The sequence below is a fragment of the Bacillus sp. JJ864 genome, from assembly GCF_036963045.1.
GTDB classification, from domain to species: domain Bacteria; phylum Bacillota; class Bacilli; order Bacillales; family Bacillaceae_G; genus Bacillus_A; species Bacillus_A pseudomycoides_C.
Genome location: NZ_JBALLY010000053.1, coordinates 1 through 15,179, shown reverse-complemented (window position 1 = coordinate 15,179; position 15,179 = coordinate 1). Strand labels below are relative to the sequence as shown.

At 35.0% G+C, this 15,179-nt stretch carries 13 protein-coding genes and 1 pseudogene; 11 read left to right on the top strand and 3 right to left on the bottom strand.

The annotated features are described in order from the left end of the window. Nucleotides 1–216: 216 nt before the first annotated feature. The 4 genes from V7024_RS09975 (at nucleotide 217) to V7024_RS09960 (ending at nucleotide 2,456) form a co-directional block, all read left to right on the top strand. Entirely contained in the window at nucleotides 217–861 is a 645-nt protein-coding gene (locus V7024_RS09975; protein WP_335519018.1) for a 2OG-Fe(II) oxygenase, read from the top strand. 161 nt (nucleotides 862–1,022) lie between these two features. Continuing rightward, on the top strand, nucleotides 1,023–1,442 hold the full coding sequence (locus V7024_RS09970) for an SRPBCC family protein (RefSeq protein WP_335519015.1): 420 nt from the start codon (nucleotides 1,023–1,025) through the stop codon (nucleotides 1,440–1,442). Beyond that, on the top strand, nucleotides 1,443–1,814 hold the full coding sequence (locus V7024_RS09965; RefSeq protein ID WP_335519012.1) for an ArsR/SmtB family transcription factor: 372 nt from the start codon (nucleotides 1,443–1,445) through the stop codon (nucleotides 1,812–1,814). It abuts the gene before it with no gap. A 144-nt stretch (nucleotides 1,815–1,958) separates the two neighbouring features. Next, entirely contained in the window at nucleotides 1,959–2,456 is a 498-nt protein-coding gene (locus V7024_RS09960) for a DUF421 domain-containing protein (protein WP_335519009.1), read from the top strand. Nucleotides 2,457–2,461: 5 nt separating this feature from the next. Here the strand turns inward: V7024_RS09960 and V7024_RS09955 are convergent, their stop codons facing one another. Next, nucleotides 2,462–3,898, bottom strand: a complete 1,437-nt coding sequence (locus tag V7024_RS09955) for a PLP-dependent aminotransferase family protein (protein ID WP_335519006.1) — start codon at nucleotides 3,896–3,898, stop codon at nucleotides 2,462–2,464. Nucleotides 3,899–4,046: 148 nt separating this feature from the next. On the opposite strand from V7024_RS09955, the gene V7024_RS09950 reads away from it, so the two are divergent. From V7024_RS09950 to V7024_RS09940, 3 genes are all read left to right on the top strand, one after another. Continuing rightward, a complete protein-coding gene (locus V7024_RS09950; RefSeq protein WP_335519003.1) occupies nucleotides 4,047–4,964 on the top strand; it encodes a DMT family transporter in 918 nt (305 codons plus the stop codon). 461 nt (nucleotides 4,965–5,425) lie between these two features. Then, nucleotides 5,426–6,883, top strand: coding sequence for a PLP-dependent aminotransferase family protein (locus V7024_RS09945; protein WP_335518998.1), 1,458 nt, complete (start codon nucleotides 5,426–5,428; stop codon nucleotides 6,881–6,883). Continuing rightward, on the top strand, nucleotides 6,880–7,794 hold the full coding sequence (locus tag V7024_RS09940; RefSeq protein WP_335518995.1) for a D-alanine--D-alanine ligase: 915 nt from the start codon (nucleotides 6,880–6,882) through the stop codon (nucleotides 7,792–7,794). Before V7024_RS09945 ends, V7024_RS09940 begins: the two co-directional genes overlap by 4 nt. Before the next feature lie 81 nt (nucleotides 7,795–7,875). Here V7024_RS09940 and secY read toward each other — a convergent pair whose 3' ends face one another. Then, nucleotides 7,876–9,180: a preprotein translocase subunit SecY gene (gene secY, locus V7024_RS09935; RefSeq protein WP_335518992.1), complete on the bottom strand. Its 1,305-nt coding sequence runs from the start codon at nucleotides 9,178–9,180 to the stop codon at nucleotides 7,876–7,878. Between the two features lie 297 nt (nucleotides 9,181–9,477). Between secY and V7024_RS09930 the strand changes: the two are divergent. The 4 genes and pseudogenes from V7024_RS09930 to V7024_RS09915 all read left to right on the top strand — a co-directional run. Continuing rightward, a pseudogene (locus tag V7024_RS09930) lies at nucleotides 9,478–9,840 on the top strand (amidase family protein); the annotation flags it as partial. 146 nt (nucleotides 9,841–9,986) lie between these two features. After that, the gene (locus V7024_RS09925; RefSeq protein ID WP_335518989.1) at nucleotides 9,987–11,204 is read left to right on the top strand and encodes a MerR family transcriptional regulator; all 1,218 of its coding nucleotides are present in this window, start codon (nucleotides 9,987–9,989) and stop codon (nucleotides 11,202–11,204) included. Between the two features lie 119 nt (nucleotides 11,205–11,323). Then, entirely contained in the window at nucleotides 11,324–12,619 is a 1,296-nt protein-coding gene (locus V7024_RS09920) for an MFS transporter (protein WP_335518986.1), read from the top strand. Between the two features lie 166 nt (nucleotides 12,620–12,785). Then, a complete protein-coding gene (locus V7024_RS09915; protein WP_335518983.1) occupies nucleotides 12,786–13,913 on the top strand; it encodes an NAD(P)/FAD-dependent oxidoreductase in 1,128 nt (375 codons plus the stop codon). 537 nt (nucleotides 13,914–14,450) lie between these two features. On the opposite strand, the gene proC is transcribed toward V7024_RS09915, so the two are convergent. Then, on the bottom strand, nucleotides 14,451–15,179 hold a 729-nt coding region (gene proC / locus V7024_RS09910), incomplete at its 5' end, for a pyrroline-5-carboxylate reductase (protein ID WP_335518980.1).

Here is a 15,179-nt window from a genome sequence, read left to right as displayed (position 1 = left end):
ATCCCGCTATTCGCGGGCAGTAAGACTCTCACCTCAAGATTCAGAGAGAAGCGAAGAAGATAGGTAGAGGAGTCTGTGACTCATTTTGGAATCGAGTTTTTTATGACAATAAAAAACAACGGAACAGTCCTTGTTTAATTTACTGAAAAAAAAGAATAGAAAGAAAAGTGTGGTATATTCGTAATATCCAATCATTTTTTAAGGGAGATGGGGAAAATGGAAAATCAAACAGTTGAAGATAAGGAACTAACGATTTTTAACCACACTGGAAACACAATTATAACGGAAGATAGAGAAATCCAAATTATTTCAAGATTAGAAGAGCCTCTTATTGTCGTGTTAGCAAATGTATTAAGTGATGAAGAGTGTGAAACGTTAATTGAAATGTCTAAAAATAAAATGAAACGTTCTAAAATCGGTGTTTCGCGTAAAATAAATGATATTCGGACGAGTAGTGGTACATTTTTAGAAGAAAGTGAGGTCGTTACTAGAATCGAAAGACGAATCGCTTCGATCATGAATGTTCCTTTTGAACATGGAGAAGGTTTACATATTTTAAAGTATACAGTTGGCCAAGAATATAAAGCACATTATGATTTCTTTGCAGAAAACAGTGCGGCAGCAAATAATAATCGTATAAGTACCCTTGTCATGTACTTAAATCATGTAGAAGAAGGCGGAGAGACTTTCTTTTCAAAACTCAACCTTTCTGTATCACCGAAAAAAGGAATGGCGGTATATTTCGAATATTTTTATCAAGGTGCATTATTAAACAAACTCACTTTACATGGCGGTGCACCTGTTATCAAAGGAGAAAAATGGGTTGCGACGCAATGGATGAGAAGAAGGCCTTTGTATTAAGAGATCACTGGATTAAGGGTTTTTTATTATTTTAGTGATCTTTCCATATTTAAAGATTGCGAAAAAGTTATCAATCTTGACACGAAACCAAAAGGTGTTATATTCTGTTGAAGTGAAACCAAAAGGTTGCATTTTAAAATCAGGAAAGAAGGAAAAGTAATATGAACGCATTACAAGATATTAAGCAAACGATCGTGCTAGAAGCGCCTATTCAAAAAGTATGGGATACAGTATCAACTGCAGAAGGTATTGCATTATGGTTTATGCCAAATGATTTTCAACTAGAAGTAGGACATGAATTTCATATTCAATCTCCATTTGGTCCGTCTCCATGTAAAGTATTAGAGATCGATGCTCCTCATCATCTTTCTTTTGCATGGGATACGGATGGCTGGATTGTTTCATTTCTTTTAAAAGATTTAGGTGATAAGACTGAATTTACACTTATTCATGGCGGCTGGAAAGAGCCTGACTATATTCTTCCGAAACCGAATGAGAAAAGTTCTGTTATTCGTGAGAAAATGGCATTTGGTTGGATGGGCATTGTGAACGAAAAACTGAAAAAGGTTATTGAAGACTAAGTGTCTCCATCAGCAGAAAATTACGATGTATTCCAAGCGATTGCTGATCCAACTCGTAGAGAAGTACTTCGATTACTGGCAGAAAAAGAATTGCCTATTTCAGAAATAACGTCTCATTTTCCGATTAGCCGTACAGCTGTTACAAAACATCTTCACATTCTTTCAGAGGCAAAGTTAGTCAGTGGAAAGAAAGTAGGAAGAGAAAAAATTTATCAGCTGCAGCCAGAGCCTTTACAAGAGTTAAAGCAATGGCTTTCGTTCTACGAACAATTTTGGAACAATAAATTATCCATTTTGAAGCATGTGGTTGAAAATGGAGAGAATAACGACTTGAAAATTATTGAAACAAAACTGAATAAACAAGGGGAATAAGAGAATTTCCTTGCACACACAAAAAAGGGCATGTTTGGAACGGTTTGTTTTAAACATGCTCTTTTTCATGTAATACACAGGGTTAAGACTAACTTGAAAAAGGTAATACTGTGTATAGATTGCTATAAAGGGAATGGACTGTAGATGAACATCGTTTTAGAAAGTATTATATTAATCGGTACAGGTATTATTGTTTTGAAATTAGCGGGAAGCAAGTCTCTTAGTCAAATGACAAGAGCTGAAATTATTGTCGTTGTATCTATTGGTCGGATTATTGTAGAGCCAGTGTTAAGTAAGAAGTTAGGGCCAACTATACTAGCCTCGTGTATATTTTCTGTTGTTTTACTAATCATTCATCATTTAGAGATGAAATCACGAAAGGTGGAACGATTTCTAGATGGTAACACGATCGTTATTATTAAAGACGGAAAAATTATAAAGGAAAACTTAAATCGTGCCAAAATGACAGAACAGCAATTATTTATGTATTTACGAGAACAAGGAATTCATGACATTCAAACATTACAGCAAGTAACTGCAGAGCCGAACGGTCGTATCGGTTACCAATTAACCGCTCAAGCACAGCCAGTTACTCGCGAAGTGTTGGAGAAGGTACTGCAACAGTATCTTTCTAAAGAATAGGGTGTCTATCCTTGAAAATCTAAAATTACTCTACGTAACTTTTGGAGTCCGATAATTAAATCTTGATCATTTAGCGTGGAGTAACTGATACGCATATACTCGTGTTTTGATTGATGAACAAAGCAAGCTGTTCCGGGTAAAAAAGAAATGTCAGCTTCATTTGCTTTTTTTAGTAATGCAAATGAATTCATTGAATCTGAAAGGGAGATCCACAAATTAAAGCCGCCTTTTGGTACTTGAAAATGAATTGTATCTGCTAAAGAACTAAGTATTTCTACTGTAGTATCACGACGAATTTGTAAGGCAGTTCGTAATTTTTCTAAATGATTCTTCATTCTTTCTGTCCGCAAAAAAGGTAGAATAGCTTTTTGCGTTATTAGTGGACTACCTATATCCATTAATGCTTTTGCAGCACATAACCAATCAAATACAGGTCCTTCTGCGAATAAGGCTGCAATACGAAGCCCTGGTGCTAACGTTTTACTGAATCCTTTTAAATAAATGACATGACCGTTCTTATCAAAATGTTTAATAGGAGCCGAAAGCTCAATATCATTAAAATAGATCTCACCAAAATAGTCATCTTCAATAATAAAAAAATGATAAAATTCTGCTAGTTCTATAAGTTCTTTTCTACGTTGTTCACTCATTAATGTTCCAGTAGGGTTATGAAAGGCAGGATTCACGTATAACAAAACTGGATTATTCTTTTGACATACTTCATCTAATAAATCAGAACGGATGCCTTGTTCATCAAGCTCAACGGGAATAACGTTGATTCCTTTATTAATAAACACATCAATGGCAGCACCGTAGCACGGACTTTCTACTATTACAGTGTCGCCTGGTTTTAATAATGTTTGAGTAATTAAATCAATTCCTTGCTGAGCACCACTTGTAATTAATAAATGAGCAGGATCAGCTGTTAATCCTTGATAGTCTTTTAAATATTTGCTGATTTCCACGCGAAGCTCTTCATCACCTTGCACAGGTCCGTATGTGGCTAACAGCATTTTGTCTGTGTCTAATATTTTTTGCATTTCGCTTGATAGAAACGGATTAGGTAAAAGACGTGGGTAAAGAACGGCCTGTGAAAAATCGTAATACTTTTTGTGGCGATTGATAATATATTGAGACCTTATCACATTAACAGCTTTCATATGTTGCCAGTCGTAAGGAGCATGAATACTTCGAGAAGTATCTCTTTTTCCTCTTATGTAAACTCCTTTTCCTGGTCGTATATATACATACCCTTTTGTCTCAAGCCATTTATATGCTTTACGAACTGTTAATACACTTATATTTAAATCGTCTGCCATGATACGTAAAGAAGGGAGAGGGTCTCCATCAGCTAAAATTCCACCTTGAATACGCTGAACGATTTGCTCGTATATTTGCAGATAGAGCGGTGTATTAGATTCTTTTCTGAGTACAATCTTCATGATCTCACCTAATCTTCTTTTTATTTTCATTTAAACCGAAAAAAACTTTATAATCAACTGAAAATTCATACAACTGTTATATAGCAAGGTGTACTGTTATACGATGTTTCCTCTATACTCATTTCAACAATGAAAGGGAGGAAACACGATGGTTATTTTTAATTATCTTCTGATTTGTATTATTTTTGGAACGACGTTTTTAACGATTAAAATAGGAATTGCAGCAGGAGCTCCGCCGCTTTTTTCAGCAGGAATTCGTTTCTTTTTAGCGGGTATAATTGTTATCATGTTTTTTATTGTGAAACGGAAACCAGTTATACCATACCTTGTAGTAAAAAGAATTATATTTGCGGGATTTTGTCTTACATTTATGACCTTTGCAACTTTATATTGGGCAGAGCAATATATCTCATCGGGATTAGCAGCTGTTCTTTCTGCTACCGGTCCAATGATGATTTTATTGCTTCAAACGAAACGAACGAGAATGAAATTGAGAAGGGAGCAACTTTTTGCCCTTGTGCTTGCTCTTATAGGAGTTGTGTGCATTTCTTTACCAGGGTTACAACAGCAATTTTCTTATATGTGGAGCATTGCTTGCCTTGTTATATTAGTAGGAGAATTTTTCTACGGAATGGGTACGATCCGTTCAAAGGAAATTTTATCAGATTTACCAAATGTCTCCCCGTTTTTAATTAATGGAATTCAAATGTTTTATGGAGGCTTATTACTGATTGTTTGTTCTCTTTTACTAGAGCATCCGAATCTATCTGTCTTAACTTCATGGAACGTTCAATGGCCGATTCTGTATTTAATATTTATCGGTTCAATAGGAGGGCATGGCTTATACTATTGGCTTTTATCCAAAACCAATCCTGTCTTTCCATCTACTTGGCTTTATGTTTCACCGTTACTTGCTGTTATAACAGGATATATGTTTTTAAGCGAACCAATCAAACCGGTAATGGGGATTGGAGCATGCTTTATCTTGATTGGTGTGTTTTTGGCGAATCGATCCACACTTGAGTTGTATTGGAAACATGGAAAGCTATTGAAAAAAGAGATGTAAGGTTTTTTATTCCATTCATGATTTTTAAAAATGAAAGGACGTCTTAAGGCTTGTTGTCTTATAGACGTCCTTTTTTGGGTAATACACTTTTGAAAGTTCGCTCATGCCAGAGATTGTACCATCATGAGAATGTACAAGTTTATAGACATGTGCCTTTCTTAGTCCAGTGTCTTCAGAGGAGAAATCAGTTGTTGTTCCGTGGTAAAATTGTTGAAAAAGATTTTCTAACATATCAAAAATTACTTATAGATTACGCAACATCTACTAATGTATCATTTAAATGAAGTTAAAAAGCTTAATTATTTTTAAATAAGAGACTGAAGTAAATTTTGTAACATTCTTCATATCAAAGTTGTATGAGTGATACTTAACACCATACCACCAGTTAAAGAAAATACATATGCTGTGGACCTTTTGAGATAGATTTTGTTATGTAAAAATGATAACAAGGGGGCAAGGAAGTGTTTAATGATTTAAAGTTTGTGGATAATCGTCCAGTTTATGTTCAATTAAAGGATCATTTTAAAAAAATGATTATGAAAGGGCACCTACTGGAGCACCAAAAGCTTCCATCTACCCGAGAACTTAGTAAATTATTATCGGTTAGCAGAAATACTGTTCTCACTGCTTACGCGGATTTAGAACAAGCAGGTTTAATTTATGCAATAAAGGGAAAAGGAAATTTTGTAGGAGAAATCGAAACATCCAAAACGCCATCCATCGAACTAAACTGGAAAGAAAAGGTCAATGAAGTTACCTCGCTAGTTGATGAATTAGATTTAATGAAGCACGGTGTTCGTTGGGAAAAAGGCATGATTTCTTTCAATAGCATTGCTCCAGACGAAAAGCTTTTTGATGTTGAAAATTTTAAGAGAGCTTTTCTGACTCGAATGTCCATTGAAGGTGATATTGTTTTGAACTACGGATATGCCAAAGGTTATAAACCTCTAATTGATTATCTTCTTCACTACATGGAAATGAAAGGTGTAGACATTTCCAATAAAGATATTCTTATCACGAATGGCTTCACCGAGGGTTTGGATATTTTATTGTCTTCTTTAGCTAAAAAATCTGGACGTATTATTTGTGAAAATCCTACTCATCATGCTGCACTAAAACTTTTTCGATTACATGGATTTGATATACACGGGATAGAAATGAAAGATGATGGTATTGATATTGATCAAGTTGAGAAAAAATTATCCGAAATGGATTTTGATTTTGCATATCTAATTCCGTCCTATCATAATCCGACTGGGATAGTCACATCATCGGAAAAAAGGACTGAAATCATGAAGCTTTTTTCAAAACATCAAATTCCGATCGTAGAGGATGGATTTAATGAGGAATTACGTTATTCAGGTTCCCATTTAGCTCCGTTAATGACTTTCGCCGGACCTGGCAACAATGTTATCTATATTAGCAGCTTTTCAAAAATTCTTTTTCCAGGGTTGCGTGTTGGGTGGATTTTAGCAGATAAAGAATTAATCCACTGCTTAGAAAGTGTGAAAAGGGCACGGACGATTCATACATCCACACTGGATCAGGCGGTGCTTTATCAATATTTACATGATGGTTATTTCGAAAAATATTTAAAAAAGGCGAAGTCAGTTTATAAGAAAAAATATGAGCTAGCCGTTCATGCTTGCAATCAATATATTCCTTTTCAAAGAATGACTGGGGACGGTGGACTACATCTTTTTGTAGAATTAGAAAAAGGAAAGGATTCACGTATTCTTTTGAAAAAATGCTATCAAAAGGGAGTCGTTTTTTCTCCAGGAGATGTTTTTTACTCAGATGGAGGGGGAAGCAATACATTTCGATTAGGATTCTCACGGTTAAAAGAAGAGGATATTGTTCATGGAATTAAAATAATTGGCGATACCTTAAAAAATGAAAATTGGGAGTTGGAAAAATGAGAGTTGGCGTAATTATGGGAGGCGTGTCCTCTGAAAAACAAGTGTCCCTCATGACAGGGGAAGAAATGATTGCACATTTGGATAAGAGTAAGTACGAAATTGTGCCAATTAAATTGAATGACAAAAAAGAGCTTATTGAAAAGGTAAGTGATATCGATATTGCCTTGTTAGCTCTTCACGGAAAATACGGGGAGGACGGTACGATTCAAGGTACACTGGAGACCCTTGGTGTTCCATATACAGGAAGTGATATGCTATCAAGCGGTATTTGTATGGATAAAAATATGTCAAAAAAAATGATTCGCTATGAGGGAATTCAAACACCAGATTGGATTCATATTTCAAATATGGAAGATCTTCAACTTGATGAAATAGATAAAATGGGATTTCCGTTAGTTGTAAAACCAAATTCAGGTGGTTCTAGTGTAGGGGTAAAAATCGTATATGATAAGGAGTCTTTACTATCTTCACTTGAGGATGTGTTTAAATGGGATTCTGAAATCGTAATTGAAAAATATATAAAGGGAGAAGAAATTACATGTTCTATTTTGGACGGAAAACTTTTACCGATTATTTCAATTCAACATGCGGCTGAGTTCTTTGACTATCATGCGAAATATGATGATGCGGCTACGATTGAAGAGATTGTAGAACTTCCGGTGACAACTCAAAAGCGTGTCGCTGAGGCTGCGATGGCATGCTATAGAGCATTAAAATGCAGTGTTTATGCTAGAGTTGATATGATTATAAAAGATGGAATCCCATATGTGATGGAAGTGAATACATTGCCGGGGATGACAAAAAATAGCTTACTACCAAAAAGCGCTTATGCGGTGGGAATCTCTTATAGTAAGCTCTTGGATATGATTATTGAAATCTCTTTAAAAGCTAGGAGAAGTGAAGGTTTTTAATAGAATTATATTAGAAGTCATTATAAAAGAAAAGCCTCTCACATATCAATATTTTAATGATATGTGAGAGGCTTTTGTATGTTAATTCACTTTCTTAATAAATCCTTTATAGTGACGTTTCACAAGCTGGCTTTCTAATGTTTTCATTGTTTCTAGGGCGACACCGACAATAATGAGTAAGCTTGTCCCGCCAATTTGAGCGGAAGCTGGTAAATCAGAAATTTTTGTGAATATAATTGGTAAAATAGAGATTAACCCTAGAAAAATTGCTCCGACAAAAGTTAAGCGATATAAGATTTTTGTAACGTATTTCTCTGTCATAATCCCTGGTCGAATGCCTGGAACATACCCGTTTTGCTTCTTCAAGTTTTCGGCCATTTGTTCAGGGTTTACTTGAACGAAGGCATAGAAGTATGTAAATGCAATAATGAGTCCAACATATAAACACATTCCAATTGGATGTGTAAAATCAAGATTTGTATTGATCCATTTGGACACTGCGGAACTTGGAAATAGCTGCGCAATTGTTCGTGGCGTCATTAAAAATGCTGAAGCAAAGATAACAGGAATAACCCCTGCGCTATTTACCTTAAGAGGTAAGTGTGTATTTTTTGCTCCTTGATACGGATTGTTCCCAGTAGAAGCTTTTGCATATTGAATAGGAATTTTCCGATTTGCTTGTTGAATATAAATGACACCAACGATGATAGCTAAAACGACTAAAATAATTAATGCGATTTTTATAATATGCATAAAGAGTTGATCTCCAGCATTATGAATTTGTTGTAAGTATATTTGATTCATAATACTTGGAATTCCTGCCACAAGTCCGGCAAAAATAATAATTGAAATTCCGTTACCTACTCCATTTGCGGTAATTTGTTCACCTAACCACATTAAAAACGCAGTACCAGCAGTTAATACGGTAGCAATTAATAAGTAGGTTTTCCAACCCGGGTCCGTTATTAATTGTCCACCTGCCATATTGTTAAAGCCAATAGACATTCCTATCGACTGAATGAATGCAAGAACAATTGTAAAGTAGCGAGTAAATTGAGCTGATTTTTTTCGGCCCATTTCCCCTTGTTTTGCCCACTCTGCAAATTTAGGAACGACATCCATCTGTAATAACTGTACGATGATGGAAGCTGTAATATACGGTGTGATACCTACTGCAAAAATTGAAAAGTTTTTTAAGGCACCTCCGCCAAATACATTGAGCATTCCTAAAATATTTGTTTGATCTTGTATTTTTAATACCTCAGCATTAGTATGAGGAACTGGAATAAACGTGCCAATCCGAAAAACGATTAGCGCTGCTAAAGTGAAAAGGATTTTACTCCTGATCTCAGTTACTCTCATAAAGTTTGAAATTGTACGAAACATTATCTCGCCTCCTATATGATTACTAGTTATGTAAAATAAAACTAGCTTTTATATCCTCACGTATAAACTGTAAACCTCCTTCCGAGTAAAATTCATTATGACAAATGGATTTTCAAACAGTTTACGGATATAAAGTAGAGCGATGTTTATATTTTCGTAACAACTCAATAACCATAATATAACTATAAAACAAATATTTGTACAGGGGTAAGGATAAAAAGATGTACATACATGGAATTCTGCTAGATTTTAGATAAGATGAATTGTTATAATTTTCTAAAAAAAGGAGTTAGTTATATGGAATTTCAATTGAACAATATGGACGGGGAAGAGTTAACAATTACAATGATTCAAGAAGCGATGGAAGATGGTAAGTTAACATCAAAAGAACTTGTTATGTATTATTTGTATCGAATCGCAAAGTATGATAAAGCTGGACATAATATAAACGCTATACTTGAAATAAATCCTGATGCTATTTTTCTTACTGAATCATTGGATTATGAGCGAAAGAAAAAAGGAAAACGAGGACCTCTTCATGGGATTCCAGTTTTACTGAAAGACAATATAGAAACAGGAGATAAAATGCATACAAGCGCTAGTATGCTTGCTTTAGAAAATCATGTGAGTCAAAAAGACGCGTATTTAGTGAGGGAACTTTAATTAAGATTGGTTACGCTTTTGAGCAAGCGACAAAATTCCGGAAACCTTCTAGTTTATTAGAGAAAGTATAGTAGATATAAAAGTGGTTTTTGATGTAAGAAAGAAGGGCTCATGAATAAATAAAATGTACAGGTAGTGATACAGTGAAGATTGGTAAATTTGGAGAAGTAAATAAATTAAGTATCGATACAATTAGACATTATATGGACTTAGGATTGATAGTACCTGAAAAGAAGGGAGGGCATTATTTTTTTGATGAGCACTGTCAAAACGATTTAGAGATTATTTTAGAATTTAAAGGGATGGGCTTTAGTTTAAACGAGATTAAACAATTTTTTCTTTATAAGAATTTTGGTGAATTTACGGACTATGAACAAGATACATACTATCAATCTTTATTTATGGATAAATATGAGCAGGTTGGGCAGGAAATAAATAATTTAGTAGAAATAAAGGAAAAGCTAAAGACGAAATTAGATGCGTTATCAGCAAAATCGAAAGGTTCTAGCGTGGTAATGGGGATTGATTTAAAAGTACTCGATATGCTGAAATGTTTAAAATGTAGTGAAAAGCTCATTCTTCAAGATGGGATCATTTATCGAAATCAAATTATGGAGGGAAAGTTAACTTGCAATTGTGGAGAAGAATACCTTGTTGAATCAGGTATTTTAAAGGTTGGTAATTCATTTCAAGCGGCTTCGGGCCCCCATCATGAAGAATTTGTTCTTGAATATATTCATGTAACTGATCCAACTTATTTGGAAAATATCCGTAAAGTTGGAGAATGGTTAAGGAGGAAACTTGGTCAATTAGACTTAAACGATAAAGTAGTACTTGAGCTAGGATCCGGAGTTGGCTTTTTTCTGCGAAATATTTTTCGGGAATTACCGGAAAATTGCTTGTATATTGCCGTTGATCGCAACTTAGAGAGGCATCGATTTTTAAAAGGGGTATTAGAGAGATCTGGTGTCAAAAGAAACATTCTCTTTATTTGCGCTGACTTTTTAGATATACCTATACAGGAATACTCTGTCGATATCGTGATGGGTCATTCGGGTACTAGTAATTACAGCTTTGAACATGAGGAGTTTTTGCTTCGTGAAGTGGATTCCCTTTTTAAGCCTGATTGTTACTTATTAGGATCATTTATTGCTTTTAAAAACTTTAGTCCCAAAAGTAAAATCGAGGCTAAATTCAGAGATAACTTTATATCTAAAAAGATTAAGGAAAACATCAACACTTTAAATTATATTCCCATTGAGGAGAGGACTTCCAAATATATTGATCGAGGTGGGAAGTACGAAAATTTCTTTGTGCAAGGCGAAGAAATATATTCATATTCATTTTTTGGTAAAAGATAGGGTTAACCCTATCTTTTTTTCGTTTTCCATTAAAAATTTATGGATTGCATCTATTGTTGTCGGGTTCACCCAACAGCTTACACTTTGTTATATAAAAAGTTAAGCGAGGTGGAGTATTTATGGAAGCACTACAAATGAGTATAGGTAATGAAAAGAACAAAAAAGAAATGAAAAACCTTTTCCTCTATTCTACAGGAAAGACTGTCTCGATATTTGGTACAGCTATTTATAATTTTGCGTTAGGGTTATACGTTTTAAAACTGACGGGCTCGGCGTTAAGCTTTGCCGTTACCCTCGTATTAGGCACTATTCCGATGATTATTATCAATCCATTTGCTGGGGTGATTGCGGATAAGGTGAATAAAAAGACGTTAGTTGTTTTGATGGATTTTCTTAGTGGAATCCTGCTAGTTTCTGTTTATATATTATGTATGAAATATGAATTGAATTTACTCATCATTTACGCCACTACCTTTCTTTTGACGGTGTTTACTACTTTCTTTGGAATAGGTTTAGAAGCAGCAAAGCCAAACATTGTATCTGAAAAAATGTTGATGAATATTAATTCTGTTAGTAAAATAATCGACTCAGTCTCTTCGATTATGGGCCCCATGTTAGGCGGAATTGTTTTTGCAATTTTTGATATGAGAACTTTTATTATCATAAATGGAATTTCTTTTATCCTTTCTGGTTTATCAATGATGTTTATTCATTTTAAACTTTTCAATTTCCAAACAAATGAAGGTCATTCAGGTGGAAAAATTCATTTAATAAGTGATATAAAGGACGGATTTAACTTTTTATTCGAAAGAAAAAGTATTAAGAGCATGTTTACGATCTTAATATTAATTAATTTCTTTCTCGGCTTTGCAGTGACTGTTCCATTACCGTATATGATCAATACAGTTCTAAAGCTAGGGTCAAAAGAGTTTGGTATGATCCAAGGGGCCTTTCCGATGGGGATGATTTTAGGAGCTTTATTGGTAAAGAAAATCACAGAAAGAATTTCCTATTCCATTCTTTTAAAATATGTAAGTTTTGCTTTATCGATTTGTATGATTCTGTTAGGAGTTCCAGTTATGCTGAAAAGTTTACAACTGAACTCCATCGTTTATACCTGTTATTTCATTGCTGTCTTGTTCTTGTTTGGAGTAGTCATAGCGCTAATTGATATCCCTCTAGCTTATTTTATGCAAAAGGAGATTCCAGATGAATATAGAGGTAGAGTACTAAGCATTGGCATTAGTATTGCGAAAATAATGCTTCCTATGGCGATGATATCATCAGGATCTCTATTAAATATCCTTCCTTCTTATGTCATGCCTATTGCAGGAGGAGTGTTATTCTTTCTATTTATTGTGCGTTCAGCGAATAAAGTGAACTTTGAACTAACTTCAAAAAATATAAGTATTTAATTTGTTGTAGCGCCGGATTATTATGTAATAATCCGGCGCTATAGTTGAAAAAAACTCTCCTTCCAGTATACTGAATAAAGAAATTCACCTTAAAGGTAATGTTTGATTATTTATAGATCAAATTTCTGGAACGTGTAAAAGTATGAAAAAGGAAAAGGTGTTATAAATGAAAACGTATATTGTAGTTGGAGCTGGGATTCTCGGAGCATCTACTGCCTATCATCTTGCAAAAGCAGGTGCACATGTCACGGTGGTTGATCGTCAAGATTTAGGGCAGGCGACGGATGCAGCTGCGGGGATTGTATGTCCTTGGCTGTCACAGCGCCGGAACCAAGCTTGGTATCAAATGGCGAGAGGTGGAGCGCGGTATTATGCTTCTTTAATTGAACAATTAGAAACAGATGGTGAAAGAGATACTGGTTATAAACGTGTAGGAGCGATTAGTCTCCATACAGAAGAGAAAAAATTAGATCAGATGGAGGAACGAGCGTATAAACGACGCGAGGATGCTCCAGAAATTGGTGAAATTACACGTTTGTCGTCAGCTGAAACGAAAAAGCTATTTCCACCACTATTAGAAGAGTATAGTGCTGTATATATTAGCGGTGCTGCTCGTGTGAACGGTAGAGCACTTCGTCAGGCTCTTGTAAATGCTGCAAAGAAACATGGTGCGGTTTATATGAAAGGAAATGCATCATTAGTACATGGAGATAATCGAGTAATTGGTATTGAGGTAAATGGTGAAACTTTAACAGCTGACCAAGTAATTGTAACTGCGGGTGCGTGGGCAAATGAGTTATTGCAACCGCTCGGTGTTAATTTCTTAGTTACATTCCAAAAAGCACAAATTGTTCATCTTCATGTATCAGACGTGGATACAGACAATTGGCCAGTTGTCATGCCGCCAAATGACCAATATATTCTCGCTTTTGAAGACAGCCGTGTAGTAATAGGTGCAACACATGAAAATGACACTGGATTTGATTACAGAGTAACAGCCGGTGGATTACATGAAGTATTTGATAAAGCACTATCTGTTGCTCCAGGTTTATCAAGTAGCACGATGATGGAAACGAGAGTTGGATATAGGCCGTTTACACCAGGATTCCTTCCTGTAATTGGCGCGTTACCTAACTTTGAAGGTATACTCGTTGCTAATGGACTTGGAGCTTCTGGGTTAACAGCAGGACCTTACTTAGGTTCTGAGCTTGCGAAACTTGCTCTTGGTGAACAGACAGAACTTGATCTTAGTTATTATGATGTAGCAGGGGCAATTGAACAGCCAAAGAATTAGAGAAATAGTATGTATTACATATAAGGATAGCACTACATGCCCATCAGCCTAAAAAATAAAATAATTGTAATTACTCAGCCATACATTTCATTTAGAAGTTTGGCAAGGGGTAATATTCCAGTGAAAATATGCTTACCTATAGAAAGTTATGTTCATTTTTCAGCATATAGATTGCTGCCATGAAGATAAAAACGGACCTACACCTAGGAGGCCACTGAAAAAGTCCTCATTATAAGAAAAAGGAGTCCATCACCTACTATATACAGGTGACAGACTCCTTTTCACTTTCAATATACTGATAAAATATGTCTTATTTTTTTGAAACAATCACTTTTTCAGTGCCTCCACACCTTGCTGCTTTTCTTTGTTTTAAAACTTTGCGCGTGACAAGAAAAGGCCCTGACCGCTCCTATACCTAGCCAGTCCCTCTCGACCATTTAAAAAAAATGCTTTTCTGCCTTTTTTTCATAGAATGACTGAGTAGTTACAAAAACAGCTTAAATTGATGGATGTAACGGTACCCCTAAACGTAGTTTCTTACTTATTAGTTAAACTGGATATTTCAATAGATTTTTGAGTACAACGTTTCATAGCTGAAATGATAGCTGTTCTTAAGCCTTTTTCCTCTAATGTTGCTACAGCTTCTATTGTCGTTCCACCTGGAGAACAAACCATATCTTTAAGTGTGCCTGGATGTATCCCTGTTTCAAGTACCATTTTTGCAGAACCTAATACAGCTTGAGCTGCGAATTTATAAGCTTGAGTTCTTGGCATACCATCTAGTACAGCAGCATCTGCCATGGCTTCTATAAACATATATACATATGCTGGAGAAGAACCACTTACAGATGTTACAACATCCATTAATTTTTCATTTACTATCTCTGTTTGGCCAAAACTATTAAATATATTTAGTATGTCTTCTAGATCTTTTTCTGTAACCACTTCATTAGCACATAACGCAGACATTCCTTCTCCAACAAGAGCAGGTGTATTAGGCATTACTCTAACAACTTTTAACTTTCTGCCGAAAGTATTCTCAGTACTCTTAATACTTTTTCCAGCAGCAATAGTTACGACTATTACATCGCTTTTTATCTGCTCTTTTATTTGGTTAATTACTGATGAGTATAGGTCTGGTTTGATTGATAAAATTAAAATATCAGCATTGTTAGCTACTTCATTGTTGTCAGTAGTTGTAGTTATGTTATATTTTTCACTAGCATTTTTTAAATTAGTGACACTTATATCTGAACAAATTATTTT

Bases quoted from the DNA above. Each gene is read 5' to 3' on its own strand.
- V7024_RS09955 (WP_335519006.1), bottom strand. From the start codon at position 3,898: ATGAAGATTGTACTCAGAAAAGAATCTAATACACCGCTCTATCTGCAA.
- V7024_RS09915 (WP_335518983.1), top strand. From the start codon at position 12,786: ATGAAAACGTATATTGTAGTTGGAGCTGGGATTCTCGGAGCATCTACT.
- V7024_RS09960 (WP_335519009.1), top strand. From the start codon at position 1,959: ATGAACATCGTTTTAGAAAGTATTATATTAATCGGTACAGGTATTATT.
- V7024_RS09950 (WP_335519003.1), top strand. From the start codon at position 4,047: ATGGTTATTTTTAATTATCTTCTGATTTGTATTATTTTTGGAACGACG.
- V7024_RS09940 (WP_335518995.1), top strand. From the start codon at position 6,880: ATGAGAGTTGGCGTAATTATGGGAGGCGTGTCCTCTGAAAAACAAGTG.
- secY (WP_335518992.1), bottom strand. From the start codon at position 9,180: ATGTTTCGTACAATTTCAAACTTTATGAGAGTAACTGAGATCAGGAGT.
- V7024_RS09970 (WP_335519015.1), top strand. From the start codon at position 1,023: ATGAACGCATTACAAGATATTAAGCAAACGATCGTGCTAGAAGCGCCT.
- V7024_RS09920 (WP_335518986.1), top strand. From the start codon at position 11,324: ATGGAAGCACTACAAATGAGTATAGGTAATGAAAAGAACAAAAAAGAA.
- V7024_RS09975 (WP_335519018.1), top strand. From the start codon at position 217: ATGGAAAATCAAACAGTTGAAGATAAGGAACTAACGATTTTTAACCAC.